This is a genomic window from Geothrix sp. 21YS21S-2, from assembly GCF_030846775.1.
Taxonomy (GTDB): domain Bacteria; phylum Acidobacteriota; class Holophagae; order Holophagales; family Holophagaceae; genus Mesoterricola.
On record NZ_CP132910.1, the window covers coordinates 2,560,864 to 2,586,394 of the forward strand.

Below are 25,531 nucleotides of genomic sequence, written 5' to 3' on the forward strand. Positions count from 1 at the left end.
CCCAGGCTATCATCGAACTCCCGATCAGCCATGGCCTGGAACCCGGCTGGCTCATGGAGGCAAGGTTTGGAACGACGCGTGGTAGTCACAGGAATGGGAGCCGTCACCGCCCTGGGCAACGACTGGGGCACGGTGGAGGCGCGCCTGCGCGAAGGCCGGAGCGCGGTGGTCGCCATGCCGGAGTGGGACGTCTACCCGGCCCTGCAGACCCGCCTGGGCGCCCCCATCGCCGACTTCGCCACCCCCGCCCACTACCCCCGCAAGCTCAGCCGGTCCATGGGCCGGGTGGCCATGCTGGGGGTGCGGGCCACGGAGCTGGCCATGGAGGACGCGGGCCTGAAGGGGGACCCCATCGTCACCGGCGGCCGCATGGGCGTGGCCTACGGCTCCTCCTCGGGCAGCCTCGAGCCGATCCTCTCGCTGGGCTCGGCCCTGACGGCCGCAGGATCCTCCAACATCAGCGCCACCGGCTACATCCAGTTCATGAGCCACACCGCCGCGGTGAACATCGGGCTCTTCTTCGGCTTCACGGGCCGCGTGATCCCCACGAGCAGCGCCTGCACCTCGGGAAGCCAGGGGCTGGGCTACGCCTACGAGTCCATCAAGTACGGCATGCAGGACGCCATGGTCGCCGGCGGCTCCGACGAGCTCACCTTCTGCAGCGCGGCGGTCTTCGACACGCTGTTCGCCACCAGCCTGCGCAACGGGGAGCCCCACCTCACCCCCCGGCCCTTCGACCGGGACCGGGACGGGCTGGTGCTGGGCGAGGGCGCCTGCACCTTCGTGCTGGAGGAGCGCGAGCGGGCCCTGGCCCGGGGAGCCCGCATCCACGCCGAGATCCTGGGCTTCGGCACCAACTCCGACGGCGCCCACATCACCCAGCCCCAGATGCCCACCATGGCCGCCACCATGGCCACGGCCCTGCGGGACGCCGGGCTCGACCCGGAGGCGGTGGACTGGGTCAACGCCCACGGCACCGCCACCGAGCACGGCGACATCGCCGAGAGCCGGGCCACCTGGGAGACCTTCCGCCGGGCGGTGCCCATCACCTCCTTCAAGAGCTACCTGGGCCACACCCTGGGCGCCTGCGGCGCCATCGAGGCCTGGCTGGGCATCCACATGACCCGCACCGGCTGGGTGGCGCCCACCCTCAACCTGGTGGACGTGGACGAGCGCTGCGGCCCCCTGGACTACCTCCAGGGCGCGGGCCGCGCCCCCCGCGGCCCCATCTTCATGAACAACAATTTCGCCTTTGGCGGAATCAACACCAGCCTCATCATCCGCTGCGAACCCTAGACAAAACCCCCACCCCAGGGAAAGTACATTAATATTTTACTACCCACCTCTGGGGATCGTCCGTCTACGGGGAGGCCATGCCCGCTCCAAAGTCGCTAACCCGTCTCATCGAGCTCCTCCACCAGGCCCTCCGGGCCCAGCTCCACCATGCCCCGGACCACCCCCTGGCCCTGAAGAGCCAGGCGGACCTGGAGGACTACCTGCCCGCGCTCCTGGCCGAGTTCGGGACCATCCGCCTGGTGACCAGCGGCGTGGGCTTCTCCTGCCAGGACGAGCCCGTCACCGGGGCGCCCAACGCGGCCATGGCCCTGGCCCGGGAGATGGACGCCCGGGAGATCGGCGGAATCGAGCTGGTGCCGGGCCTGGACCCCGAGGAGATCCGGACCCTGCTCTTCATCCTGCAGATGCGCCCCCAGCGCGTGTCGGAGATGGGCGGCGCCGCCACCCTCCTGCCCGACGACGGCCTGCTGCGGGTGCTGCCCAAGGTGGAGCTGCCGCCCCCCCGCGTCGCCACCCCGCTGCGGGCCTCGGACGTGGAGCTGGACTGGGAGAAGATGTTCGCCGCCCCGGAGCGGAGCGTGCCCCAAACCATCCCGGATTCCTTCGACCCCATCCCCTGGGTATCGGGCAGCCCCGCCGGGGATTCCGGCCCGCTGCCGCCCACGGTCCCCCTCGCCTTCCCGGAACCCGCCCCCCTGACCCCGGAGGAGCTGGCCCGGGTCCAGGTGCCCCATGAGGTGGAGGAGCTGGTCGAGCTTCCCGAGGAGGCCGCCCCGGCTCCCCTCCCCGCGGGCAGGCCGGAGCCCGCCGCCCCCCTTCCGCCCTCCCCGGCGGCCCTGCGGGACGAGCTGTCCAGCCTCTTCCGGTCCGCGCTGTCGGCCACCACGCCCGTGGACAAGGCCGGGCCCCGGTCCCCCTGGGGCGTCGACCACCGGGACTCCCTCAAGCGCTTCGGGTTCACCATGCCCAGCTACGCCTGCATGGCGGGAGCCGGCGCCCGGCTCATGCTGGAGGCCATGGACCCCGGAACGATCCGGGACGCCCTGCGCAAGGCCTTCTCCGAATTCGAGCCAGCGGACCAGGGGAACATCCTCCTGGGCGTCCCCGGCTTCCCTCCCGGGGAGCACGCGCTGCGGCGCGCCCTGGACTTCCTGGCCCCGGAGCTCCTGGCCCAGGCCGTGGCCCACACCCACGTGGCGCACCGGCCCTCCATGTTCGACCTGGCGCTGCTCACCGTGGCCCTCATGCAGTGCGTGCCGGACCGCGAGCTCTCCCTGGACGCCATCCGCGGCCGGCTCCAGTTCGAGGGCTGGGGCATGCAGGAGGTGGAGGACTTCAAGGAAGCCATCCAGTGGGAATGCCAGGGCACCGACACCAAGCTCCACATGAGCCTGGAGCGCCACGCCATCCACAAGCTCGATCCCCACCTCGTCATGACCCTGGGACGCCAGCTCATCCGGGGCAAGCGTGTGGACGACATCCGTTCCATGCTCGCGCAGCTGGAGGAGGAGTTCAGCAGCCCCCAGGAGTCCGTGCGCCGCCACGGCACCGAGATCCTGGCGAACCTGGCCGAGGGGCTCCCGGAGACCGGGCTGCCCCTGGACCTGGAGAACCGCATGCTGGCCTCGGCGCGCTACCGCCTGTCGGCGGAGAACGACCAGCTGGTGGCCCAGTGGTGCGCCCAGACCGTGGAGGCCATCCTCAACCGGTGGATCCCCGCGGGGAACTTCACGGCCCTGCACAACGAGATGCGCAACCTGGGCGACCTGGCCTACCCCAGCGTGGGCGCGGCGTCCTGGAAGCCCCAGCTGATGCGGGACCTCCTGGCGCGCCTGGGCTCGTCGGCCAACATCGCGCTCCTCGTGCCCCTGCTCTTCCAGAAGGGCGCGGGGCTCCCGATCCCCCAGGTCCATTCCATCCTCGCCCTCATCGGCACCCCCGCCGCGGCCCACCTCGCCGTGAGCCTGGAGATCGAGGAGGACCCCAGCCACCGCACCCACCTGGTGGAGGCCCTGCGGGCCATCGGCAGGCGCGCCGTGCCCGTGCTCCAGGAACAGCTTGCCTCCTCGCACTGGCACATGGTGGACGCGGCCCTGATGCTCCTGGCCCAGGCCGGCGACAAGGCCGTCCTGCCCGACATGCTGCTGGCCGTCAGCCACCAGGACATGCGCGTGCGCCGCACCGCCGTCACCGCCGTGGCCGCCCTGGCCGGAAAGCCCGCCGCCGCCATGGCCCTGGCGGAGACCCTGGCGGACTCCGACGTGGCCGCGCAGCTGGAGACCCTCAACCTCATCGGCGACCTGGGCGAGCCCGCCGCCCTCCCCGCCGTCCTGCGGATGCTCAACCCGGACAAGGCGTCCGGCGACGACGCCCAGCGGCTGCGCCTGCGCGCCGTGGAGGTGCTGGGCCGAATCCCCGGCAACGACTCCGTCAGGCCCCTGCAGGAGCTCTTCCAGAAGAAGGGCCTGTTCAAGGGCCGGGAGCCCGTGGGCATCCGCATCGCCGCCGCCAAGGCCCTGGCCGCCATGAACAGCCAGGAGGCCCGCGAGGCCATGGCCATGGCCATGGAGAACGAGCCCACCGAGGAGGTGAAGGCGGTGTTGAGGCAGTACCTCATCCGCTAGTAAGCTGTCGGGTGCCGCCCAGGAGGCCTGCCATGACGCGCACCCCCGACCCCGATCTCGACCTTGTCCTCGAACGGATCGTGCCCGTGAACCGGGCCCTCATCTGGCGGGCCTGGACCACCCCCGCCCTCGCCCTGAAGTGGTTCACCCCGGCCCCCTGGAAGACGGTGGCCTGCGAGATCGACCTCCAGCCCGGCGGCATCCTCCACGTCGTGATGCAGTCGCCCGAGGGGGAGGACTTCCCCATGACCGGCACCTGGCTTGAAGTGGTCCCCCACGAGCGGCTCGTCTGGACCAACGCCCTGGCGCCCGGCTTCCGCCCCGCGGACCCCGGCCCCCACGGCCCCACCATGACCGCCGTCGTCACCCTGGAGGCCCACGGCGCGGGCACCCTGTACCGCGCCGTCGCCATGCACCGCAACGCCGCCGACCGGGAGGCCCACGCCGCCATGGGCTTCCATGAAGGCTGGGGCAAGGCCCTGGACCAGCTGATGGAGGCGGTGAAGGGCCTCTAGCCTATTTCTTCCGGAGCAGGGCCGCGCAGGCGTCGAAGCGGAACTGGACGGCGTAGTCCAGGGCGCTCTTGCCGTCGGCGTCGGCGAGGCGCGGATCGGCCCGGTGCTTCATCAGCGCGGCAAGGGAGCCCTCGTACCCGAAGTAGGCCGCCACCACCAGGGGCGTGCATCCGGCCTTGCAGTTCCGGTAGGACTTGGCGGCCTTCAGGTTGGGGTCCGCGCCCCGGTCCAGGAGGAGGGCCAGGGTCTCGGCCTTGCCGTAGTACACGGCCCAGTGCAGGGGGGACCAGCCCCACTTGTCCAGCGCCGAAGGGTTGGCGCCCGCGTCCAGGAGGGTCCGCACCTTGGCGGCGTCCCCCTTCATGGCGGCCTCGGACAGGGCGGTGCCGTCGGGAGCCGCCCCGCTCTTGGAACCCGATCCGATCCAGGTGGCGGGATTGAGCTTCGACCAGATCGTCCGGGGCGCCTCGGCGGGCGCCTGGCCGCCGCGGGAGAGCACGAGCTTGGCCTGGGTCCACTGACCCTCCCGGATCTCCAGCACCTGGGTGCGGGGCGGGTAGCCGTCGGCTTCCGCCTTCACCGAGACGTTTCCGATGGGCAGGTCGCGCAGGTTCAAGGCCTCGGTGGGCGAGGCGGTGCCCTTCAGCACGCCGTCCACATAGATCTTGGCGCCCGGGATGTTGGCCGACACCTGCAGGCCGCCCAGCAGGGAGGCCGCCGTGGGCGGCGCCCCCAGGGTGGAGGCCGCCGGGGGCGGAGCCGGGGCCGGCGCCTCCGAGGCGGGCCGCCCGCTGGCGGGGAAGAAGTAGAACTCGCCCAGCGCCTGATCGTAGAGCGCGGGCACCTGCTCCTGCCCGGCGGCCTGGGACAGCTTGACGACCTCGTCCCGCACGTTGCGGAGCACCTTGTCCACGGGGATTCCCGGCTTGTCCATCTCCTTGAGCAGCACGCGGGTGAACAGGCCGTTGGGGCTCCTGTCCCTGGGGCCCAGGGAATCCAGGGCCTGCTGCCCCGCCCCGGCGGAGAAGAGGACCATCTGGCCCGTGGCGGCGGACGTGACCGCCAGCCCCCGGCCGCCCAGGGCCCGGCCCCGGTGCTGGAAGGGGTTGTTCCGGCAGGCGTCGATGATGGCCAGGGAGAACCGGGCCTTCTGCTCCTGCAGGTCGTCCAGAACGCGCTGCAGGGGCACGGCCTCGTCCTTGACCTGGTCCTCGGAATCGCTGCGGATGTCCACGGGAAGGAGGTAGTTGGCACCCCCCAGCTGCACCCCGTGGCCGGAGAAGTAGAAGACGGCCACGTCGCCTCCCGCCACCTGGCCCTTGAAGGTCCGGATGGCCTCCTTCATGCCCTTCTCGTTCACGTCCAGCCGGAGGTTCACCGTGAACCCCGCCCGCTCCAGCTCCCGGGCGATGGCCCGGGCGTCCATCCGGGCGTTCTTCAGGGAAGGAACGTTCTGGTAGGAATCATTGCCGACGACCAGCGCCACCCGGTTCTGGGCGGCGGCGGACAGCGGCGCGGGGCCCGCGCAGAAAAGGAGCATGCAGGCGAGAAGCCATCGGGCTGGTGGGCGCATGGGGGACTCCCGGGTTTGGGAAATCCCAGGATATACCCGGAACGGTCAGATGGCCGTCTGGAGCACCGTGAGGATCACCGTGTTGACGATGTCCTCCGCCGTGCAGCCGCGGCTCAGGTCGTTGCCGGGCTTCAGGAGGCCCTGCAGGAAGGGGCCGTTGGCGGATGCGCCGCCGAAGCGCTCGGCGATCTTGTAGCCGATGTTGCCCGCGTTCAGGTCGGGGAAGACCAGGACGTTGGCCTTGCCGGCCACGGCCGAGCCCGGGAACTTCTTCTGGCCGATGGCGGGGATCATGGCGGCGTCGAACTGGATCTCGCCGTCCACCTGGAGCCCGGTGCGGCGCTCCCGCACGTTGGCGAGGGCGGCGCGGACCTTGTCCACCAGGGGGTGCTCGGCGCTGCCGGCGGTGCTGAAGGAGAGCATGGCCACCTTGGGCTCCACGCCCAGCATGGCCTTGGCGCTGTCGGCGGACGCGATGGCGACCTCGGCCAGCTGCTCGGCGTCGGGATCGGGCAGCACGGCGCAGTCGCCGAACATCATGGCCCCGCGCTCGCCGAAGGCGGGATCGGGGTGGATCATGAGGAAGGCGGAGGACACGGTCTTGATGCCCTTGGCGCAGCCGATGGTGAGCAGGCAGGCCCGCACGGTCTCGCCGGTGGTGTTCAGGGCGCCGGCCACGAAGCCGTCGGCCTTGCCCAGCTTGACCATCATTCCGCCGAAGTAGAGGGGCATCCGGATGGTGTCCAGGGCCTTGGCCTCGGTCATGCCCTTGTGCTTGCGGGCCTCGAAGAAGGCCCCGGCCAGTTCGGGGGTCTCGGGGTCGGTGGCGGGGTCGCGCAGGTCCGCGCCCTGGAGGGAGAGGCCCAGCTCGGCGGCCCGGGCCGTCATGCGCGCGGGGTCGCCCAGCACGGTGACGCGGCAGATGCCGTCCTGGAGCAGGCTGTGGGCGGCCTTGAGGGTGCGGTCGTCGACGCCCTCGGGGAGGACGATGTGCCGGGACAGGCCCTTGGCGCGCTTCCGGAACTCGGTGAACCAGGTCTCGTGATTGGCGTTCATTGCTACCCTCTCGTCTGCGCTTCCGCGCGGCTCAGGAATTCCGCCAGCCGGAAATCCTCCTCCCGGATGTGTCTCTGCAGCCAGTCATCCAGATACTCCAGGGTAACCGGACTGAGCTCGTTCTCGCCCCTGCGGAAACCGTCCACGATCCCCTCCAGGTCCCGGGCCAGCTCCGAGTGGAGGCGCCGGTGCTCGGCCTCGAAGGGGTAGCCGTGGCGCGCCATGAGTTCCTGTTCCAGTTCCAGGTGCACCAGGGTGAAGTCCCGGAGGAAGATCAGGCACCCCTCCAACTCGTCCCGGTTCCGCTCCGCGCGGCCCGCCAGGGCGCACAGGCGGTTGAAGGTGTCGATGAGGGTCCGGTGCTGCTCGTCCAGCCCGGCGCACCCCGTCTCCAGTCGTTGGTCCCAGATGATCGCGGCCATTGAGCCCTCCTGGAAAAAGCCGGGGCCGGAGACGGATCTCCTGCCGGGGGATGTGGGTGTTTAGGCAGAAAGCTTAGCCGGGTTCAGCGCGGGAGGGGATGGGAATCCAGCCAAATTCTGGCCCCGGGCGCCAGCACGTCCCGGTGCATGCGGTCCGGGTCCCCGAAGAAGGCCCGGCCCAGGTCCCCGTCCACCATGTGGGTGGCCAGGAGCTTCAGGGCCTCCCGCGGGTCCCACTTCTCCTCGGCGAACACCAGCCGCCCCCCTTCCCGGGCCTCCCCCAGGAGCCGGGTGAAGAACTGCCAGCCCACCTCCCCCTCCCGGGCCATGTGGGAGCCGATCACCACCACCCGCACGCGGTCCCAGTCCGCCGCCAGCAGATCCCGGCGCCAGGCCCGCACCTCCCGTTCCATGGCCTCCAGCTCCAGGGCCGCCGCCTCCCGGGCCAGGGCCTCCAGGGGCCCCCGCATGGCCGCGCAGTAGGCATCCAGGCCGGAGACCTCCCCGCGCGCCAGCGCCCCGTCCAGGAAGGCCAGGGAGGGCGCCCGCACCCCGTCCGTCCCCGGCTCCAGGGCCGCGAGGTTCTCCCGGAGGGAGGCGAGCCGCCCCCGGTCCCCCGCCGCGAGCCGGATCGCCAGCGGAACGTGGCTGAGGCCCTTGAGCCGGTGGTAGCGCGGCGGCCGGATGACGGCCTCGGCCGCCAGGGTCCCGCCCCGGTACAGCTGCAGCGAATCCCCCGACACCACCAGCACCGGCCCCTGCCGCGCCAGGGCCCCCGCCCTCGCCTCCGCGTAGGCCCGATGGAAGGCCGCGTCGATCTCCAGCAGCGGGTCCGCGGCCGCGGCGAGGCAGCACGTCGTGATCAGGAGGTATCTCAGGAGCATGGCGGCCTCCGGGCTGGAGGCGAGTCTGACCGGGCTCCGTTCCGGACGGAAGGGGCCCAGGCTATACTGGCTGCCCAGCCGCCTTAGCTCAGGGGTAGAGCACTCGCCTTGTAAGCGAAAGGTCGTCGGTTCAAATCCGACAGGCGGCTCCAGGATCCGGGGCATGCGTACCCCAGGGGAGGCGACCATGACCCAAGGCATGACCACGGACGAACTGGTGGCGCTGGTGCGCCGGGTGTTCGCGCCCGGCCCCGGGGACCGGGGGCTGGCGGTGCTGGTGGACCTGCCGGACGGCCAGGTGCCGGACCAGCCGGAATGGCGGGAGCGGCGGGCCCTGGCGGCGGCCTGGGTCGAGGCCCTGGCCGCGCGCAGCGGGGACCTGGGCTTCCCCGTGCACCTCGTGGCCTACCCCAACGTGCACACCAACAACGGCGACCTGCCCGGCAGCGCCTGGATCCACCGCGGCGGGGCCCCGCCCCAGCATGCCGGGGACCTGGACCCGGCCGCGGCGGTGCCCTTTCCGCAGATCTACGCGGACCATTCCATCCTCATCGCCCTCACCACCTTCTCGGCCACCGCGCCCCTCAAGGTGGCGGCGCGCCAGCACCCCATCCGGGCCGCCACCATGCCCGGCTTCACCGCCGCCATGCTCCCCAGCCTGCGCCTGGACTACCAGGAGGTGAACCGCCGGGTGGAGCTCCTGAAGGGCCTGCTGGACCGGGCCACGGGGGCCGACCTGCGCTTCCGGCATCCCGGCGGCGAGGCCCGGCTCCACCTGGACCTGCGCCACCGCGCCGCCCACGCCAGCGGCGGCCTCCTGCCCCGGCCCGGCACCGCCGGCAACCTGCCCTCCGGCGAAGCCTACATCGTGCCGTACGAAGGGGAGCGGGACGGCGTTCCCAGCCTCAGCGAAGGCACCCTGCCCGTGCAGTTCGGCCCCGAGGTGGTGTGCTACCGCATCCAGGGCAACGTGGCGGTCGGCGTGGCCCCGGGAGGCCCCGAGGCCGCCCGGGAAGCGGCGCTGCTCAAGGCGGAGCCGGCCTACGGCAACCTGGCCGAACTGGGCCTGGGCGTGCTGGCCGCCTTCGGGGTCAAGCCCGTGGGCACGGTGCTGCTGGACGAGAAGCTCGGCCTGCACATCGCCTTCGGCCGCAGCGAGCACTTCGGAGGCCAGGTGGGGCCCGCCGCCTTCAGCCGGCCCGAGGCCGTGGTGCACATCGACCGCGTCTACGTTCCCGAAACCCAGCCGGACGTGGCGGTGGCCGACGTGACCCTGGCGCTGGAGGGCGGGGAGGCCTTCCCCCTCATGCGCGAAGGGGATTACGTGCCCGGACTCTTCGCCGGGGGCGGCCTGTAGAAACCGCCATGGGACCTCGCCTGCCTCACCCGGTGGACCGTGCGGCGCCTGGGAGGGTGCCCGGCCTTACGGGCGCCGGTGCCCCAGGAGGGTGCCGTAGGCCACCCCCCCGACCGTGAGCAGCACGCCCGCCAGCCCGAAGCCCGTGACCGGCTCCCCCAGCACCGGCAGCGCGATGAGGTAGGTGGCGATGGGGGTCAGTTGCAGCCACACGGCAGCCTCGGAGATGGACAGGGAACCGTAGGCTTCGGCCATGAGCAGCTGCGCCAGGAAGGCCATGAAGCTCATGAGGAGGCCCAGCAGCCAGGGTAGCGGCTCCCGGGGCCAGGGGGCCAGGGCGAAGGGGGCCACCACGGGCAGGCCCACCAGGCTGAAGAAGAAGAAGATGGTGGTGGCGTTGTTGGTGGGGCGGGCGGCACGGATGGCGATGGCGCTGGTGGCGGCGAAGAAGGCCGCGGCCAGGGCCGCGAGCTGCCCCCGGCCGAAGCCCAGGGCCAGCGTGCCCTGCCCGAGCACCAGCACCACCCCCGCCGAGGCCGCGGCAACGGCCAGGAGCAGGTGCACCGTGGGGCGCTCCCGGAAGAAATGGAGCGACAGGGCCGTGGCGATGACGGGGAAGAGGTTGTAGATGATCCCCGCCTGCCCGGCCGGGATGTGCGCCAGGGCGTAGAAGTAGAGCACCACCACGAGACCCCCGGTGATGCCCCGGGAGACGAGGACGCCGTAGCCGTGGGGGGCGTACAGCTTCGGGCGGATCCGGAAGGCGGCCAGGCAGAGGAGGATGCCCACGACGAACCGGAGCACCGACAGGTGCCCCGGCGTGAACCCCATTCCGGGCTGGGTCAGCTTGCGGGCCAGGACCGCCATGAGCCCGAAGCAGGCCGCGGACCCCGCCAGGGCGGCGCGGGCCAGGGTGGCCCGGGGCGGGGGTCCGCCGGCCACGCCTACTCCACGTCCAGCGCGACGATCCGCATCTCCCGGCCCCGGAGGATCTCCATGGGAAAGCCTCCGCAGGCCGGGCAGGGGTCGTAGAAGGCCTCGAGGGGCGACTCGGCCCGGCATTCCGGACACCGGGCCAGGCACGGGGTCTCCAGGAGGTCCAGCTCCGCGCCTTCGGCCACGGAGCCGCGGGTGCCCACGTCGAAGGCGAAGCGCATGGCCTCGGGCTCGACCCCCGAGAGCCGGCCGATCTCCAGGACCACCCGGACCACCCGGGTGAAGCCGTCGAGCTCCGCCCGCTCCTCGATGATTCCCAGCATGCCCGCCATGAGGCTCATCTCGTGCACGCGGTCACCCCAGCGCCTTCACGACCTGGGTTCCCCCCAGCATCCGCATCTGGTTGAGGATCCATTCCTGGCGGCCCCTCACGTAGGCGCTGGGCGCGTCGGCGCGGTACTTGAGCGGGGAGGGCAGGACCGCAGCCAGCAGCGCGGCCTCGGAGGGGGTCAGCGACCTGGCGTGCTTGCCGAAGTACTTCGAGGCGGCCGCCTCGACCCCGTAGATCCCGTCGCCGAACTCCACGATGTTGAGGTAGACCTCCAGGATCCGGCGCTTGGACCAGCCGGCCTCGAGCAGGAGCGTGAAGTACACTTCGAAGCCCTTGCGCACCCAGGAGCGGCTCTCCCACAGGAAGAGGTTCTTGGCGGTCTGCTGGGAGACGGTGGACGCGCCGCGCTTTTTCCGGCTTCGCTCGTTGTGGGCCACGGCCTTCTCGATGGCCTTCCAGTCGAAGCCGAAGTGGTCGGGGAAGTTCTGGTCCTCGGCGGCGATGACGGCCACGCCCATGGCCGGGGCGATGTCCTCCAGGGGGACCCAGACGTGGCGCGGGCGGTACGGCTTGTCCCGGCCGAGGGACAGGATCCGGCGCTCGGCCATGAGCGCGGAGCCGGGCACGGGCACGAAGCGGAAGAGCAGCACGGCGACAATGCTGGCGGCCACGCAGGCCAGGAGGCCGAAGCCCAGCCAGCGCAGGAGGCGCTTCCACACGGGTCGATTCTTCATTGGGCAATTATGCCCTAAGACGGCGGGCCTTGGCCTTGCGCTTGGCTTCATACATCCGCCGGTCGGCCTCGTCCACCAGGCTGCCGGGCACGTCGTCCGGGGTGGGGCAGACGGCGGCCACGCCCAGGCTCGCGGTCACGTGCGGGGCCACGTCCGAACCTGCATGGGGAAGGCCCAGGTCCGCCAGGGCCGCGGTGATCTGCTCGGCAACCGCCTGTGCGCCTGCCTCGTCGGTGTCGGGAAGGAGGCACACGAACTCCTCGCCTCCAAAGCGGGCGGCCATGTCCCCGGGCCGGCGCAGGGCCGCGGCGAAGACCGCCGCCACGGCCTTCAGGCAGGCGTCGCCCTCCACGTGGCCGTAGGTGTCGTTGAAGTTCTTGAAGCAGTCCACATCGCCCAGGATCAGGGCCAGGGGGCTGCCCTCGCGGCGGCAGCGCTGCCACTCCCGGGCCAGGACCTGGTCGAAGTGGCGCCGGTTGGACAGCGACGTGAGCCCGTCCTGCACCGCGAGCGCCAGGAGCCTGTCCTTGGAACGCTTGAGCTCGATGTGGTTGCGCACCCGGGCCAGCACCGTGGCGGCGTTGATGGGCTTCTGGATGAAGTCGATGGCCCCGGCCTCCAGGGCCCGGATCTCGTCCACCTCCCCGTTCAGGGCCGTGAGGAAGAGCACCGGGATCTCCCCGGTGCGGGCGTCGGCCTTGAGGCGCTCGCAGGCCGTGAAGCCGTCCATGCCGGGCATGAGCGCGTCCAGGAGGATCAGGTCGGGCCGCGCCTCCAGGGCGAGGGCCAGGGCCGCATCGCCGTCCTCGGCCGCCAGCACCCGGAATTCCCTGCCGAGGACCGCGGCCAGCAGCCTGCGGACCATCGTGGAATCATCCACCACCAGCACTTTGGGGGCCGACCCGAGGTGCGTGCGCACCGCGGCCTCCGCCTCGCACCGGGGCGCTTCCCCCTGCTCCAGCGCGCGGGCTCCCGGGACCTCCCTGCGCCGGTCCAGGGCCAGGCGCGGGACCACCACTTCCCGGTAGATTCCCAGGGCCGTCTCCCAAAGGTCCGGGCCCTCCCCGCCCCACCGGGGGGCGAGGGTCCCCAGGAGCTCGTGGAGGAAGATCATCTCCAGCTCCTCGCGCCGTTCCTGGCCGCGCGCATCCTCGAAGACCCACAGGTGCGGTCCGCCTCCCAGGGGCAGGGGCGCGCCGCAGAGGCGGTAGCCCCGGGAGGCCGCGCGGGTGCGGGCCAGGAGGGGCACGATGTCCGGACCCCCGGGCCCCGCGCCCAGCCCCAGGGCCGCGGGGGCGCCCGGGTCGAAGGCCAGCAGACGCAGGTCCAGGTCCAGGATGAAGGCGTGGCAGCCCATGGCTTCCAGCAGGGCCGTCACCACGGGGCCGTCGAGGAGGCCCGCGGAAACCGGAAGCGGCGCGAAGGGGTTGGCGTCTAGGTTTTTCATGATAAATTCATTCAGCCAAGCCATCCCATCAAGCTCTGGAACCCAAATTACGATCAGCGTCCTTCATTGCAATGAATTTTTTATTGCTTGAATTCGGCACGTCCAACGCGGCGGTCCGACATTTTGCTAAAGTGATCCGTCCACCCCTTCCAATCCAAGGAGTCCTCCATCACCCCGCCCCAAGCCAAGACCGGGAAACCGGGCGCCTCCCTGCTCCGGTCCGCCGGAGTCGTGGGTTCGCTCACGCTCCTTTCGCGCATCACCGGCATGCTCCAGAGCCGGGTGGTGGCGTACTACCTGGGGGCGGGCCCCGCGGCCGACGCGTTCCTGGTGGCCTTCCGCATCCCCAACCTCCTGCGCCGGTTCACGGCGGAGGGGACGATGACCTCGGCCTTCCTCCCCACCGTGGGCGAGGTGGAGGCGGCCCGGGGCGAGGAGGCCGCAAGGGACCTGGTGGCGCGGTTCCTGGGGACCCTGGCCCTGCTCCTGACCTGCCTGTGCGCCCTGGGCATCCCCGCCATGGGGCTGCTGGCGGGCCTCCAGGTGATGGGGAGGCTGGCGCCCGGCGCGGGCTGGGGGCACCAGGCCGGGCTGCTGTGGGACATCGTCCTGGGCCTGCAGCCGGGGCCGCCGGAGTATCTCCTCACCACCACCCTGGCCCGCATCATGTTCCCCTACCTGGCGCTGGTGAGCGTCACCGCGGGGCTGTCGGCGGTCCTGAACCTGAAGGGGCGCTTCGGCCTGCCCGCCTCGGTGTCCACGTTCTGGAACGCCGCCTTCATCGGCATCACCCTGGCCTGCCTCGCCTGGGGGCCCAGGGCCTGGCGGGCCCCGGAACGGGCCGCGGTGGTCATGGCGGTGGCGGTGCTGGCCGGGGGCCTGGTCCAGCTCTTCATCCTCTGGCCGGCCTTCCGGGGCCTGGGCTACGGGATCCGCTGGGGCCTCCACCTCGAGGACCCCGGGGTGCGCACGGCCCTCCGGCGCATGGCGCCGGGGATCCTGGGCACGGGCATCCACCCCATCAACGTCCTGATCTCGACCACCCTGGCTTCGCAGCTGGCCGTGGGCGCCCAGGCGGTGCTCTTCAACGCGAACATGATGGGCGAGATGGTCCTGGGGGTCTTCGCGGCCAGCGTGGCCACGGTGAGCCTGCCGGCCATGAGCCGCCTGGTGGACGCCGGGGACGCTCCGGGCCTGCGCGCGAGCCTGGCCTCGGCCCTGCGGGGCACCGCGGTGCTGGCCATCCCGGGGGCGGTGGGCATGGCGGTCCTGGCCCGGCCCATCATCGCCCTCATCTTCCAGACGGGGCGCTACTCGGCCCGCGACGTGGAGTGGACCGCCACCACCCTGGCCTTCCAGGCCGTGGGCATCCTGTTCGTGGCCACGGGCCGCATCACCGCCCAGTGCCTCTACGCCCTGAAGGACTACCGCCGTCCCGCCTACGCCGCCCTCCTCGGGATGGGGGTGAACGTCGTGCTCTCCTACATCCTCATGAAGCCCCTGGGCACCGGAGGCATCGCCCTGGCCAACGGGCTCGCCAGCATCGCGGGCCTGGGCTTCATGGTGGCCGGACTGCGCCGGCGCATGCCGGACCTCCCCGTGCGGGAGGTGGTGGGCGGGTGGCTCTCCATGGGGCTGGCGGCGGGCCTCATGGGACTCCTGGCGTGGCTGGGGGCCAGGCTCCTGGGACTTTCGTCCTTCCAGGGGCTGGGGGGCACCGGCGCCCGGCTCTTCCCCCTCATCGGTCTGTGCGGGCTCTCCTACGGGGCCCTCCTGTTGCTGTTCCGGGTGCCCGAGGGGGCCTCCCTGGCCGCTCTGCTGGCCCGCAAACTGGGCCGGAAAACGTGACGCGGACCCCAATTGGGTGCGGGCGGCCGCCGGCACTGGCATAATCTAGGAATTCACAGGAGTTTCCATGTCCGTGCCCATGCTCGAACTCGCGCCCCAGAACGCTTCGGTCAAGGAGAAGATCCTCCAGGGGCTGTCCAGCATCATCGACCGCTCCAGCTTCGTCCTGGGCGAGAACGTCAAGGGCCTGGAGGCCGAGCTGGCCGAGTATTCGGGCGCCAAATACGCGGTGGGCATGTCCAGCGGCACCGACGCGCTGCTGGTGGCGCTCATGGCGCTGGACATCAAGCACGGGGACGAGGTGATCCTCCCCTCCTTCACCTTCTTCGCCACCGCGGGCGTCGTGTCCCGCCTGGGGGCCACGCCGGTCTTCATCGACCTGGACCCCGAAACCTTCAACGTCACCGGCGCCCTGGTGGAGGCGGCCATCACGCCCCGCACCAAGGCCATCATCCCCGTGCACCTCTTCGGCCAGCTGGCCGAGATGCCCGCCATAATGGCGGTTGCGGACAAGCACGGCATCCCCGTGCTGGAAGACGCCTGCCAGTCCCTGGGCGCCAAGGGCTGGGGCCTCTCCGCGGGCCAGTTCGGCCAGATGACGGGGTGCAGCTTCTATCCCACCAAGAACCTGGGCGCCTTCGGGGACGCCGGAATGACCCTGATCCGGGACGACGAGGCCCTGGCCGCCAAGGTCCGCCGCCTGCGCGTCCACGGCATGGAGCCCGTCTACGTCCACCACGAGATCGGCATGAACGGCCGTATCGACGAGTTCCAGGGCCTGGTGCTCCGCGCCAAGCTGCCCATGCTGGAGGGCTGGCACGAAGGTCGGCGCCGGCACGCGGCGTGGTACATCGAGCGCCTGGCCGCCATCACCCCCGACCAGATGGTCCTGCCCCTGGAAAAGGTCCCCGATGGCCGGCACATTTATAACCAGTTCACGATCCGCGTGAAGGGCGGGCGCCGGGACGCCCTCATGGCCCACCTGCGCGGCCTGGGCATCGGCTGCGCCGTCTACTACCCGATCTGCCTGCACGAACAGCCCTGTTTCGAATACCTGGGCTACAAGAAGGGCCGACTGGCCGAATCCGAGCTGGCCAGCCAGGAAGTGCTCAGCCTGCCCGTCTACCCCGAAATGACCCCGGCGATGCTCGAAGAAGTGGCCCAGGGGCTGCTGAGCTTCTTCGGCGCCAGGTAGGCCGGAAATTTAAGACTTCATCGCCAGCTTCCGATTAGTCCATAGAACCCAGGGAGAATCCGCCCCTTTGGTTTCGTGGGGCCCCCGTGAAGATCCGCCGTCCAGCCTGGCTCGATAGCCTGACCGTCACGGTCGTGATCACCATGCTCCTGGCCCTGGGGTTCCAGACCTGGATGCTCGTGCAGGGACGCCGGCGGGACCTCGAGATCATCTCCACCCGGGCCGCGAACCGGGCCCAGGCCACCGCCCACCGGGTCCAGGAGATCTTCAAGGAAGTGGACCTCCTCCTCCTGGACATCCGGGAGCACCTGGACCCGGAGGACCTCCTCCGGGGCCCCAGGGCCCTCTCCCCGGCGCGGGACGCGGCCATGCGCGCCTACCTCCGCCGCCAGGCCGCGAAGGTTCCGCAAGTCCTGCTGCTTCACGTGGTAGGCCCGGATGGCCGCTACGTCTTCTCCTCCACCGAGGTGCTCCCGGACGTTAACATCGCGGACCGCAACTACTTCCAGGAACAGCGGGATGCCATCGCCGACGAGATGCGGGTTTCCGACCCGTTCCTGGGCAGGGTCTCCGGGCGCTGGGGCATCTTCCCATCCCGGCGCGTCACGGACGCCGGTGGGCGATTCGCCGGGCTCGTCATAGCGACGCTGGACACCGAGGCCCTCGGCACGGTCATGGTGGCCGTGGACCAGGCCCAGTGGGTCCTGTCCCTGCACGCCATGGACCATCAGCTCATCGCGCGGTCGCCCGCGGGCCCCATCGGCACACGGCTGGTGGAGCCCCGGATGGATTCCATCTGGAAGGGCCCCATCGCCTTCGAGGGGGCGTCCATGGGCGAACAGGAGCCGCACATCTGGGCCGGATGGCAGGTTCCGGGGACCACCCTCTACACCGTGGCGGGCTACCGGAAGGCCCGCGCCCTGGCCCAGTGGCACCGGGACCTGAAGATCAACGCCGCGGTGGCCTGCCTCCTGGTGGCCGGCTGCGCCGGCATCCTGGTCCTCCAGCGGCGGAACCGGAAGTCGGCCGAATCGGCCCTCCTGCTCCAGGAGCGCCTCGCCATCGCCGCCCAGGGCGCGGGCATCGGCATCTTCGACTGGGACCTGGACCGCCGGCGCCTCCACTGGGACGACGGCATGTACCGGCTCCTGGGCCTCCGGAGGGAGGACCTGCCTTCGCCGGGGGAGGCCTGGCTGGACCGGGTGGATGACCGGGACAAGGACCGGGTCCGCGCGGACTTCCGGGCCGCCCTGGCCGCCGAGGGCCTCCACCTGACCCAGTTCCGGGCCCGGAAGCCGGACGCTTCCGTCGTGCACCTGCGGGTCGCCGCACGGAACCTCAAGAGCGCCTCCGGCAGGCCTGCCCGCATGGTGGGCATCGTCTACGACGTCACCCAGGCCGAGGAGGCCCAGGAGGCCCTGAAGGGCAGCGAGGCCTACTTCCGGACCCTGTTCGAGGCCGTCCCCGCCGCCGTGGCCGTCCTCCGCCGCGGCGAGGTCGTCGACGCCAACCCCCGGTACCTGCAGATCTTCCAGGCCGCCGAACCCCCCTGGGTCCTGGCGCCGGTGCGCCAGCCCGACGGCAGCCACTCCCGCGACCACGGGGAACGCCTGGCCGCCGCCGCCCTGGGCGGATCCGTGCAGCGGCTCCCGTGGCAGTGCCGGCGCGCGGACGGGACGCTCTTCGACAGCGACATCACCGTGACCCGGTTCCGGCACCAGGACGACGACCTGCTGATGGTGATCGTCCGGGACCTCACGGCCATCCGCGAGATGGAGACCAAGCTCCACCATGCCCAGAAGATGGACGCCCTCGGGCAGCTGGCCGGGGGGGTCGCCCACGACTTCAACAACATGCTCTCGGCCATCCGGTCCGCGGCCGAGCTCCTCCACGAGGAGGTGCAGGGGGAGCGGCCGGCGCGCCTGGCCGGAACCATCGTGGCCGCCGCGGACCGGGCCGGACAGCTCACCCGCCAGCTCCTGGCCTTCGCCCGCAAGGGGAAGGTCCTCTCCACCCCCACCGACGTCCATCTCATCATCCAGGAGGCGGTGACGCTCCTGGAGCGCACCATCGACCGCAGGATCAGGATCGACTTGCGCCTCCTGGCCGCCGACGCCACGGTGGTGGGGGATCCCTCCCAGATCCAAAGCGCCCTCCTCAACCTCGGGGTCAACGCCCGGGACGCCATGCCCGACGGCGGCGTGCTCACCTTCGCCACCGAGACCCTGGCCATCGAGGAGGCCGACTGTTCCCAGGGCGGCTTCCGGCTGGAGCCCGGGGCCCACCTCCACGTCTCGGTGGCCGACCAGGGCTGCGGCATCCCCGAGGCCAACCTGGGCCACATCTTCGATCCCTTCTTCACCACCAAGGAGGTCAGCAAGGGCACCGGCCTGGGCCTGGCGGCGGTCTTCGGGACGATGGTCTCGCACAAGGGCGCGGTGACGGTGGAGTCCAGCGTCGGGGAGGGGACCGTCTTCCACCTCTACCTGCCCCTGGCCCAGCCCGGCCTGAGGCAGGCCTCCCCCGGCGCCCAGGGCCCCCTGCCCACCGGCACGGGCCGCCTGCTGGTGGTGGAGGACGAGGACCTGGTGCGCACCGCCACGACCATGGCCATCGAGTCCCTGGGCTACGCGGTCCACGCCGTGGCGGACGCCCAGGGCGCCCTCGCCCACTTCACCGCCCACCACGGGGCCCTCAAGGCCGTGATCCTGGACATGGTCCTGCCCGGATCCTCGGGTGAAGCGCTCGCCGTCACCCTGCGGGGCATCGACCCGGAGGTGCCCATCATCCTGGTCAGCGGCTTCCCGCGGAGCGCAGGCCCCGGGCAGCTCCGGGAGCAGGGCTTCGCCGGCTTCCTCCAGAAGCCCCTGGACAGGCGGGAGCTGGGGGACCTGCTGGCGGCGATCTAGCTGTCGAGTTCTTCCTTGCGCCCCGTCTGCCCCATCTCGAGCAGCCGGTCGTTGGCGCGCCCCGCCCACTCGCTGCCGGGGTAGCTCTCCACCAGCTTCTGGTAGAAGCCCTTGGCCTCTTCCTTGTACTTGTCCAGCTCTTCCTTGACCAGGACGTTGAACGCCTTGGAGAACTCCGCCATCTCCTCCTTGGTGAGCTTGGGGAATTCGTCCTTCTTGACCTTGGCCAGCCAGTCCTTGTTGAACTGCTTGATGACCTCGGTGTTGACGGGACGCTGCCGCATGGCCTCGCCCAGGTAGTAGTACGCCCGCTCCCGGTCCACGTATTCGGGGTAGGTCTCCATCAGCGTCTTGAGGCGCATCTCGGCGGGGGCGAACTGGTAGTTCTTCACCATGAAGATCCCCACCATGAGCTCGGATTCCGCCAGGCGGCGCCAGCACTGGGTGATCTTGGCCTTGGCGTCCACGGCGTAGGCGGAGCCCGGGGCCTCCTTCAGGAGGGTCTGGAAGGCGTCCAGGGCCTTGCGGGTCTCGGACTGGTCCCTCTCGGCGTTCTCGATCACCGCGTAGTGGCAGAGCGCGATGCGGTACAGGGCGTAGTCCCTGCGCTCGTGCCGGGGGAAGTAGTTCAGGAAGCTCTGGTACTCCACCAGGGCCTCGGGGTAGGTGGTGGTGGACCCGAAGAAGAAGCTGTCGGCGACCATGAGCTTGGACAGGGGGAATTCCTTGGACGAGGGCAGGCGCTCCTCGATCACCCGCAGCACCTTGCGGCCTTCCTCCCACTTGCCGTTCTGCAGGTAGATCTCGCCTTCGGCCAGGATCTGGGCCGCGGTCTGGCCCAGGGCCTCCTCGGCCTTGGCCTTGGGCTTTTTGCAGGCCGTCGCCCCGACCATCAGCAGGAGGCCGCAGGCGAGAATGGGAAGCGTTCGGGTGAGGTTCATGGATTTCCTTTGGTTTCTCAATTCAACATGGCGGCAGGAAGGGCATTGGTTCCTGCCTTGGCAGGAAAAACCTTGGCCAGCCATTCCTCGGTGATGCGTTCCGCGTCGATCCGGCGCAGGTCATGGAAGACTTCGTGGAGGAAGCCCGGGAGCCGGTGCCGCTCCAGCCGGCCCTGGGGGACGGCCTTCCACAGCTCCTCGGCCCCGTCGGGATCGGCGATGGTGTCCTGGCCGGCCTCCAGGAGGAGGATGGGGCGCTCCAGCTCGGCGCCCATGGGCAGGAGCTCCCGGCGCCCCTCCTCCATGGCGTCCAGGAAGGCGGCGGTGATGAGGTGGTGGCAGAGGGGGTCGTCCCAGTAGCGCTGGACAAGCACGGGGTCCGAGCACACCTGGGTCTTGTCCCCCTTGATGTCCAAGGGCCGGTGGGGGGCGGCGTACAGCAGGACCTTCTGCAGGAGCCGCAGGGGCAGCGGGATCTCCCGCAGGGCCACCGCGGGGCTGGAGGCGATGAGCGCGTCCAGGGTGTCCGGGTGCCAGAGCAGGACCAGGAGCCCCACCAGGCCCCCGAAGCTGTGCCCGAGCAGCACCTGGGGCCACACGGGCCGGAGGGAGCCCCGGCTCAGGGTGTCGTTGAGGCGCTCCTGGCGCAGCACCAGGGCCAGGTCCTCCACCGGGGCCTTGATGCCCCTGGCGTCGCCCCGGACCCCGCCGCTGCGGCCGAAACCCTGGTGGTCCATGGCCGTGACGGACCACCCGGTGCGGTGCAGCCACTTGGCGGTGTGCCGGTAGCGTTCCCCGTGCTCCCCGTAGCCCGGGGAGATCACCACCCGGCCCCGGGGGCTGGGGTGGTCCCACCGGGCCCAGGCCAGCGGGGTGCCCCCATGCCCGGTCAGGAACCCCCTCGCGGTGGGCTCCATGTCCTCGGGAAGGATGGAAAGGGTTTCCGGCATCCCCTGAGGATACCTTGGGATTCGCGGAACTTCCCCCCCCAGGTTTCGGAAGGGGCCCCGGAACGGCTACGATGGGGGATGGACTTTGATAGCCTCGTCAGAGCAAAAAACGAACTGGAACCCCGGGTCGGCCAGCTGCGCCGGCACCTGGACCCCGACCGCAAGCTCCTGGAACTCGAGCAGTTGGAAGAGCAGACGGCGGCTCCCGGCTTCTGGGACAACCCGGACGCCGCCAAGCCCATCCTGAAGAAGCGCGGGGTCATCCAGGACGAGCTGGCCCTGGCCAAGCGCCTGGGGAGCGGCCTGGACGACCTGGAGACGGCCCTGGAGCTGGCCCGGGACGACGCCGAGATGCTCCTGGAGGCCGAGTCCCTGGAAGGGGACCTGCGCCGCCAGATCGAGGACGCCGAGCTGCGCATGATGCTCTCCGGCGAGCTGGACGTCAGCAACGCCATCGTGGCCATCGCCCCCGGGGCCGGCGGCACCGAGAGCTGCGACTGGGCCGCCATGCTCCTGCGGATGTACCTCCGGTACTGCGAGACCAAGGGCTGGAAGACCGAGATGCTGGACTACCAGGACGGGGACGAGGCCGGCATCAAGGGCGCCACCTTCCTGGTGTCGGCCCCCTACGCCTACGGCTACCTGCGGGCCGAGGCCGGCGTCCATCGCCTGGTGCGCATCTCCCCCTTCGACGCCGCCAAGCGCCGGCACACCAGCTTCGCCGCGGTCTACGTCAGCCCCGAGCTGGACGACACCATCGAGATCGATATCCCCGAGAAGGACCTGCGCATCGACGTGTTCCGGGCCAGCGGCGCCGGCGGCCAGCACGTGAACCGCACCGAGAGCGCCGTGCGCTTCACCCACCTGCCCACGGGCCTGGTGGTGAGCTGCCAGAACGAGCGCAGCCAGATCCAGAACCGCGCCTCGGCCCTCAAGGTCCTCAAGGGGCGCCTCTACGAGCTGGAGCGGCGCAAGTTCGAGGAGAAGGTGGCCCAGGCCTCGGGCGAGAAGTCCGACGTGGCCTGGGGCTCCCAGATCCGCAGCTACGTCCTGGCCCCCTACCAGATGGTCAAGGACCACCGCACCCTCGAGGAGACCAGCCAGACCCAGAAGGTCCTGGACGGCGACCTCGACGCCTTCATCCGCACGCAACTCCTCGCAAAGAGCCTGAAGACCGAGGGTTAGTGAAAGCCCACTGCGATCTCTGCCTCTCCCCCATCGCCGAGACCAGGACGGTGCGGCACCTGGAGGGCGGCACGCTGGAATTCTGCTGCCCCGGCTGCGCCACGGTCTTCGAGATCCTCGGCCCGGAGGAGGCCCGGCGTATGGGGCCCCGCTTCAAGGGCGAGGCGGGGGCGGACGCCGCCCTGCCCCCGGGCCCCTACCTGGAGCTCTGGCTCAAGATCGACGGCATCGCCTGCGCGGCCTGCGCCCCCCTGGTGGAGGGCATCCTCCAGGCCCGGCCCGGCGTCGTGAAGGCCACGGTGGAGACGGTCTCCGAAGTGGCCCAGGTGCTCTACGCGCCCGGCCGGGTATCCAAGGAAGCCATAGCCGCCCACTGCGCGCGCCACGGCTTCCCCGCCCACGAGCAGAGCCCCCTGGATCCCGAAGACGAGCGCGACGCCGGCGTCCACGGGCCGCTTCGGCTCGTCCTGGCCATCGTCCTGGGCGCCAACGCCATGATGAACGCCATGGTGATGTACGCCGCCTTCGCCCACGACACCGGGGCGCGCTGGCTGGCGGACCTGGTGTTCATGGAGCGCATCTACGACCCGGATCCCCTGCCGATGACGGTGCGGGACGCCTTCACCCTCACCACCGGCCTGGCCGCGCTGCCCGTCCTGCTCTACTGCGGCTGGCCCATCATGGTCACCGGATGGCGCCGGATCCGCCTGGGTTCCCCGAACACCGACAGCCTCGTGGGCTTCGGGGCCCTGCTGGCCTTCGCGGTGAGCCTCTACTCGGCCCTCGCGCTCCACACCCACCATGTGTATTTCGACACGGCCTCCATGCTGGTGTCGCTCCTGGTGGTGGGCCGCGCCATCGAGGGCGGCGCGCGGCGCAAGGCCCGCAGGGCCGTGGCCGGCCTCCTGCAGCTCTCCGCCCCCAGCGCCGAGGTGCTCGTGGAGGGCGCCTGGCGGGAGACGGCCCTGGACGCCGTGGCCCAAGGCGACCGGGTGCGGGTCCGGCAGGGGAGCCGGATCCCCGTGGACGGCCGGGTGGTGGAAGGCGGGGGCTGGGCCGACACGTCCTCCCTCACCGGCGAGCAGATGCCCGTGGCCCTCGCGCCGGGCTCCCAGGCCTTCGCGGGGACCCTCCTGTCCTCGGGCACCGTGGAAATGGAGGCGATGGCCGTGGGCGCCGGCACCCGTCTGGCCCAGATCGTCCAGCGCGTGCGGCGCACCCTGGCGGCCCGCGCCCCCATCCAGCTCCTGGCGGACCGCATCGCAGCCGTGTTCATGCCCGTGGTCATCGCCCTGTCGCTCCTGGCCGGGTTCGTGGCCTACGCCCGGGCCGCCACCGCCGCCCAGGCCCTCATGGCCGGCGTCGCCGTGCTGGTGGTGGCCTGTCCCTGCGCCCTGGGCCTGGCGACGCCCATGGTGCTGGTGGCCGCCGTGGCCGAGTGCGCGAGGCGCGGCATCCTTCTCAAGGGAGGCGACGTGCTCGAGAAGGCGCCCGGCATCAAGGCCCTGGTCCTGGACAAGACCGGGACCCTCACCACCGGCCGGCTCGACTTCACCGGAGTCCGCCTCGCCGCGCCTGAAGGCGAGGCGCTGGCCCTGGCCGCCGCGCTGGAGGAGATCGCCGTGCACCCCCTGGCCGAGCGCATCTTCCGGGAGGGGGCCACCCGCGCCCTGGCCGGGGGCCCCGCCCTGCCCCGGGTGGAGAACCGCGTCAACCACCCCGGCCTGGGCGTCTCCGGCACCCTCGACGGCGAACCGGTCCTGGTGGGCCGCCCCTCCTGGCTTCGGGCCCAGGGCGTCGCCGCCCCCGAGGCCTGGTGGGCCGGGGACGGCCTCGAAGGCTCCCTCGTGATGGTGGCCCGGGACGGGGCGTGCCTGGCCCTGTGGGGCCTGGGGGACAGCCTGCGGCCCGAGGCCCCCGCCGCCGTCGCCGCCCTCCGGCGCATGGGGATCGACTGCTGGCTGGTGAGCGGCGACCGCCTCGAGACCTGCATCAAAGTGGCCGCCCGCGTGGGCATTCCGGAGGACCGGGTCGTGGCTGGCGCCCTACCGATCGAAAAGGGCGAGAAACTGGCGTGGATCCAGCAGAACATCGGACCCGCGGCCATGGCCGGCGACGGCGTGAACGATGCCGTGGCCCTTTCCCAGGCGGACCTGGGCATCGCCATGGGAAGCGGCGCCGGGGTGGCCCTGGAGACCGCGGGCCTGGTGCTGGTCCACCGGGACCTGCGCAGGATCCCGGAGTTCCTCGGACTCGCCCGCCTTGCCATGCGCCGGGTACGGCAGAACCTCGGCTGGGCGATGGTCTACAACGCCATGCTCGTCCCTCTGGCTCTCACGGGCCACATCCACCCGATCCTCGCCGCGACGGCCATGATGGCTTCAAGCATCAGTGTGGTATTGAACAGTGCGAGGAAGCTCTCTTTGGATTCCAGGCCAAGGGATCTCGAGACGGTGGCCTGACACTTAATTAATGTTTATTTTGTTTTAAAATCAATAATCGAAATGAACACTTGCAGAGCCCGTCGAGCCGACTAGAATTGTCATTGCCGATCAACTACACAGCTGCGCAGACGTCAATCGCCACGACCCCCCGGCTTGTTTCATCCACCCTTTTTTATACATAATTTTTCAATCATTTATTGCCTTAACCCATGGGTAAGGGTTCCATGTCGCTTGAACTCAAGCGGCATGGAACCCACATTTCATCCACTCCAATAGGAGACGTCATGTTCATATTAAAATCAGCCATGATCCTTCTCTGCGCCGCCGGCGCCCTCGCCGCCCAGGGCCTCGTCGACCTGAACGGCCTGGCGTCCGCCGCCAAGCGGTACGCATCCCATGGACTTCAGGGGACCCATTCCCCCGCGACCCTGGACCTGCGCCTGATGCGTGGCGACAACGGGGCCGACCCCGCCTGGCTCATGTCCAAGGCCAGCGACGTCCAGCGCTGGACCCTGTTCTACGAGGCCCAGTACCAGGTGCCCGAGGAGGCGGGTTCCGTCCTTCCCCGGCCCCGCTCCGCGAGCGTGAAATGCACCCGAGGCCTCTTCTCGGATTTCTTCCTGTCCCCGCCCTCCATTCCCGGATGCAAATCCATGGAGTTCACGTGGGTGGCGGTCAACCTTGACTCGGCCATCGCCAACCTCAACCTCCACGGCTACGTGCGCGGGTTCTCCCAGGTGGAGACGAAGCGGCCCGACAGCCCCGGCTATCCCGACGAGCTCGTCTACGTGTTCACCTGCCCCTGGGAGCGCGCGAAGGTGGCCATCTCCGCCAACACCGGAGCCCTCGCCTGGTACCAGATGTACTGAACCGAAGGTAGTCTG

At 70.7% G+C, this 25,531-nt stretch carries 20 protein-coding genes and 1 tRNA gene; 11 read left to right on the forward strand and 10 right to left on the reverse strand.

All coding sequences use genetic code 11. The features are described 5' to 3' along the window. The first annotated feature begins 30 nt into the window (after positions 1-30). The 3 genes from RAH40_RS11325 to RAH40_RS11335 all read left to right on the forward strand — a co-directional run bounded on the left by RAH40_RS11325 (position 31) and on the right by RAH40_RS11335 (position 4,435). Positions 31-1,296, forward strand: a complete 1,266-nt coding sequence (locus tag RAH40_RS11325) for a beta-ketoacyl-ACP synthase (RefSeq protein ID WP_373432556.1) — start codon at positions 31-33, stop codon at positions 1,294-1,296. Between the two features lie 77 nt (positions 1,297-1,373). After that, a complete protein-coding gene (locus RAH40_RS11330; RefSeq protein ID WP_306602232.1) occupies positions 1,374-3,920 on the forward strand; it encodes a HEAT repeat domain-containing protein in 2,547 nt (848 codons plus the stop codon). 32 nt (positions 3,921-3,952) lie between these two features. Then, the gene (locus RAH40_RS11335) at positions 3,953-4,435 is read left to right on the forward strand and encodes an SRPBCC family protein (protein WP_306602233.1); all 483 of its coding nucleotides are present in this window, start codon (positions 3,953-3,955) and stop codon (positions 4,433-4,435) included. Between the two features lies 1 nt (position 4,436). On the opposite strand, the gene RAH40_RS11340 is transcribed toward RAH40_RS11335, so the two are convergent. The 4 genes from RAH40_RS11340 to RAH40_RS11355 form a co-directional block, all read right to left on the reverse strand. Beyond that, positions 4,437-6,008 (reverse strand): caspase family protein, encoded by a 1,572-nt coding sequence (locus tag RAH40_RS11340; protein ID WP_306602234.1) that lies wholly within the window; start codon positions 6,006-6,008, stop codon positions 4,437-4,439. 45 nt (positions 6,009-6,053) lie between these two features. Further along, complete coding sequence (gene pta, locus RAH40_RS11345; protein WP_306602235.1) at positions 6,054-7,064, reverse strand: phosphate acetyltransferase; 1,011 nt, start codon at positions 7,062-7,064, stop codon at positions 6,054-6,056. 2 nt (positions 7,065-7,066) lie between these two features. Beyond that, the gene (locus RAH40_RS11350; protein WP_306602236.1) at positions 7,067-7,486 is read right to left on the reverse strand and encodes a bacteriohemerythrin; all 420 of its coding nucleotides are present in this window, start codon (positions 7,484-7,486) and stop codon (positions 7,067-7,069) included. Between the two features lie 83 nt (positions 7,487-7,569). Beyond that, the gene (locus RAH40_RS11355; RefSeq protein ID WP_306602237.1) at positions 7,570-8,370 is read right to left on the reverse strand and encodes a hypothetical protein; all 801 of its coding nucleotides are present in this window, start codon (positions 8,368-8,370) and stop codon (positions 7,570-7,572) included. Positions 8,371-8,447: 77 nt separating this feature from the next. On the opposite strand from RAH40_RS11355, the gene RAH40_RS11360 reads away from it, so the two are divergent. Both RAH40_RS11360 and RAH40_RS11365 read left to right on the forward strand, forming a co-directional pair. After that, positions 8,448-8,522, forward strand: a tRNA-Thr gene (locus RAH40_RS11360). Between the two features lie 35 nt (positions 8,523-8,557). Next, the gene (locus RAH40_RS11365; RefSeq protein WP_306602238.1) at positions 8,558-9,727 is read left to right on the forward strand and encodes a hypothetical protein; all 1,170 of its coding nucleotides are present in this window, start codon (positions 8,558-8,560) and stop codon (positions 9,725-9,727) included. 66 nt (positions 9,728-9,793) lie between these two features. Here the strand turns inward: RAH40_RS11365 and RAH40_RS11370 are convergent, their stop codons facing one another. Genes RAH40_RS11370 through RAH40_RS11385 form a run of 4 tightly spaced genes read right to left on the reverse strand, consistent with a single transcriptional unit; the run spans position 9,794 to position 13,175 of the window. After that, positions 9,794-10,669 (reverse strand): DMT family transporter, encoded by an 876-nt coding sequence (locus tag RAH40_RS11370; protein ID WP_306602239.1) that lies wholly within the window; start codon positions 10,667-10,669, stop codon positions 9,794-9,796. 2 nt (positions 10,670-10,671) lie between these two features. Further along, positions 10,672-11,004 carry a hydrogenase maturation nickel metallochaperone HypA gene (locus RAH40_RS11375; RefSeq protein WP_306602296.1) on the reverse strand — a complete coding sequence of 111 codons (333 nt, stop codon included), beginning with the start codon at positions 11,002-11,004 and terminating at the stop codon, positions 10,672-10,674. 13 nt (positions 11,005-11,017) lie between these two features. Beyond that, entirely contained in the window at positions 11,018-11,728 is a 711-nt protein-coding gene (gene mtgA, locus RAH40_RS11380) for a monofunctional biosynthetic peptidoglycan transglycosylase (protein ID WP_306602240.1), read from the reverse strand. A gap of 7 nt (positions 11,729-11,735) precedes the next feature. Continuing rightward, positions 11,736-13,175, reverse strand: a complete 1,440-nt coding sequence (locus RAH40_RS11385; RefSeq protein ID WP_306602241.1) for a diguanylate cyclase domain-containing protein — start codon at positions 13,173-13,175, stop codon at positions 11,736-11,738. Between the two features lie 231 nt (positions 13,176-13,406). On the opposite strand from RAH40_RS11385, the gene murJ reads away from it, so the two are divergent. From murJ to RAH40_RS11400, 3 genes are all read left to right on the forward strand, one after another. Next, the gene (gene murJ / locus RAH40_RS11390; RefSeq protein WP_306602242.1) at positions 13,407-15,023 is read left to right on the forward strand and encodes a murein biosynthesis integral membrane protein MurJ; all 1,617 of its coding nucleotides are present in this window, start codon (positions 13,407-13,409) and stop codon (positions 15,021-15,023) included. A gap of 67 nt (positions 15,024-15,090) precedes the next feature. Continuing rightward, positions 15,091-16,218 carry a DegT/DnrJ/EryC1/StrS aminotransferase family protein gene (locus tag RAH40_RS11395; RefSeq protein WP_306602243.1) on the forward strand — a complete coding sequence of 376 codons (1,128 nt, stop codon included), beginning with the start codon at positions 15,091-15,093 and terminating at the stop codon, positions 16,216-16,218. A gap of 86 nt (positions 16,219-16,304) precedes the next feature. After that, complete coding sequence (locus RAH40_RS11400; protein ID WP_306602244.1) at positions 16,305-19,127, forward strand: ATP-binding protein; 2,823 nt, start codon at positions 16,305-16,307, stop codon at positions 19,125-19,127. On the opposite strand, the gene RAH40_RS11405 is transcribed toward RAH40_RS11400, so the two are convergent. Together RAH40_RS11405 and RAH40_RS11410 are read right to left on the reverse strand one after the other, a co-directional pair. After that, positions 19,124-20,068, reverse strand: coding sequence for an outer membrane protein assembly factor BamD (locus tag RAH40_RS11405; protein WP_306602245.1), 945 nt, complete (start codon positions 20,066-20,068; stop codon positions 19,124-19,126). The genes RAH40_RS11400 and RAH40_RS11405 overlap by 4 nt on opposite strands. 17 nt (positions 20,069-20,085) lie before the next feature. After that, positions 20,086-21,018 carry an alpha/beta fold hydrolase gene (locus RAH40_RS11410; protein WP_306602246.1) on the reverse strand — a complete coding sequence of 311 codons (933 nt, stop codon included), beginning with the start codon at positions 21,016-21,018 and terminating at the stop codon, positions 20,086-20,088. Between the two features lie 78 nt (positions 21,019-21,096). Here RAH40_RS11410 and prfB point away from each other — a divergent pair, with 78 nt between their 5' ends. The 3 genes from prfB (at position 21,097) to RAH40_RS11425 (ending at position 25,516) form a co-directional block, all read left to right on the forward strand. After that, positions 21,097-22,203 (forward strand): peptide chain release factor 2, encoded by a 1,107-nt coding sequence (gene prfB / locus RAH40_RS11415; RefSeq protein WP_306602247.1) that lies wholly within the window; start codon positions 21,097-21,099, stop codon positions 22,201-22,203. Then, entirely contained in the window at positions 22,203-24,665 is a 2,463-nt protein-coding gene (locus RAH40_RS11420; protein WP_306602248.1) for a heavy metal translocating P-type ATPase, read from the forward strand. The genes prfB and RAH40_RS11420 overlap by 1 nt, the downstream gene beginning before the upstream one ends. A 266-nt stretch (positions 24,666-24,931) precedes the next feature. Beyond that, complete coding sequence (locus RAH40_RS11425; RefSeq protein ID WP_306602249.1) at positions 24,932-25,516, forward strand: hypothetical protein; 585 nt, start codon at positions 24,932-24,934, stop codon at positions 25,514-25,516. Positions 25,517-25,531 lie beyond the last annotated feature (15 nt).

Bases quoted from the DNA above. Each gene is read 5' to 3' on its own strand.
- RAH40_RS11325 (WP_373432556.1), top strand. From the start codon at position 31: ATGGCCTGGAACCCGGCTGGCTCATGGAGGCAAGGTTTGGAACGACGC.
- RAH40_RS11330 (WP_306602232.1), top strand. From the start codon at position 1,374: ATGCCCGCTCCAAAGTCGCTAACCCGTCTCATCGAGCTCCTCCACCAG.
- RAH40_RS11335 (WP_306602233.1), top strand. From the start codon at position 3,953: ATGACGCGCACCCCCGACCCCGATCTCGACCTTGTCCTCGAACGGATC.
- RAH40_RS11340 (WP_306602234.1), bottom strand. From the start codon at position 6,008: ATGCGCCCACCAGCCCGATGGCTTCTCGCCTGCATGCTCCTTTTCTGC.
- pta (WP_306602235.1), bottom strand. From the start codon at position 7,064: ATGAACGCCAATCACGAGACCTGGTTCACCGAGTTCCGGAAGCGCGCC.
- RAH40_RS11350 (WP_306602236.1), bottom strand. From the start codon at position 7,486: ATGGCCGCGATCATCTGGGACCAACGACTGGAGACGGGGTGCGCCGGG.
- RAH40_RS11355 (WP_306602237.1), bottom strand. From the start codon at position 8,370: ATGCTCCTGAGATACCTCCTGATCACGACGTGCTGCCTCGCCGCGGCC.
- RAH40_RS11365 (WP_306602238.1), top strand. From the start codon at position 8,558: ATGACCCAAGGCATGACCACGGACGAACTGGTGGCGCTGGTGCGCCGG.
- RAH40_RS11375 (WP_306602296.1), bottom strand. From the start codon at position 11,004: ATGAGCCTCATGGCGGGCATGCTGGGAATCATCGAGGAGCGGGCGGAG.
- mtgA (WP_306602240.1), bottom strand. From the start codon at position 11,728: ATGAAGAATCGACCCGTGTGGAAGCGCCTCCTGCGCTGGCTGGGCTTC.
- RAH40_RS11385 (WP_306602241.1), bottom strand. From the start codon at position 13,175: ATGAAAAACCTAGACGCCAACCCCTTCGCGCCGCTTCCGGTTTCCGCG.
- RAH40_RS11395 (WP_306602243.1), top strand. From the start codon at position 15,091: ATGTCCGTGCCCATGCTCGAACTCGCGCCCCAGAACGCTTCGGTCAAG.
- RAH40_RS11405 (WP_306602245.1), bottom strand. From the start codon at position 20,068: ATGAACCTCACCCGAACGCTTCCCATTCTCGCCTGCGGCCTCCTGCTG.
- RAH40_RS11410 (WP_306602246.1), bottom strand. From the start codon at position 21,018: ATGCCGGAAACCCTTTCCATCCTTCCCGAGGACATGGAGCCCACCGCG.
- prfB (WP_306602247.1), top strand. From the start codon at position 21,097: ATGGACTTTGATAGCCTCGTCAGAGCAAAAAACGAACTGGAACCCCGG.
- RAH40_RS11425 (WP_306602249.1), top strand. From the start codon at position 24,932: ATGTTCATATTAAAATCAGCCATGATCCTTCTCTGCGCCGCCGGCGCC.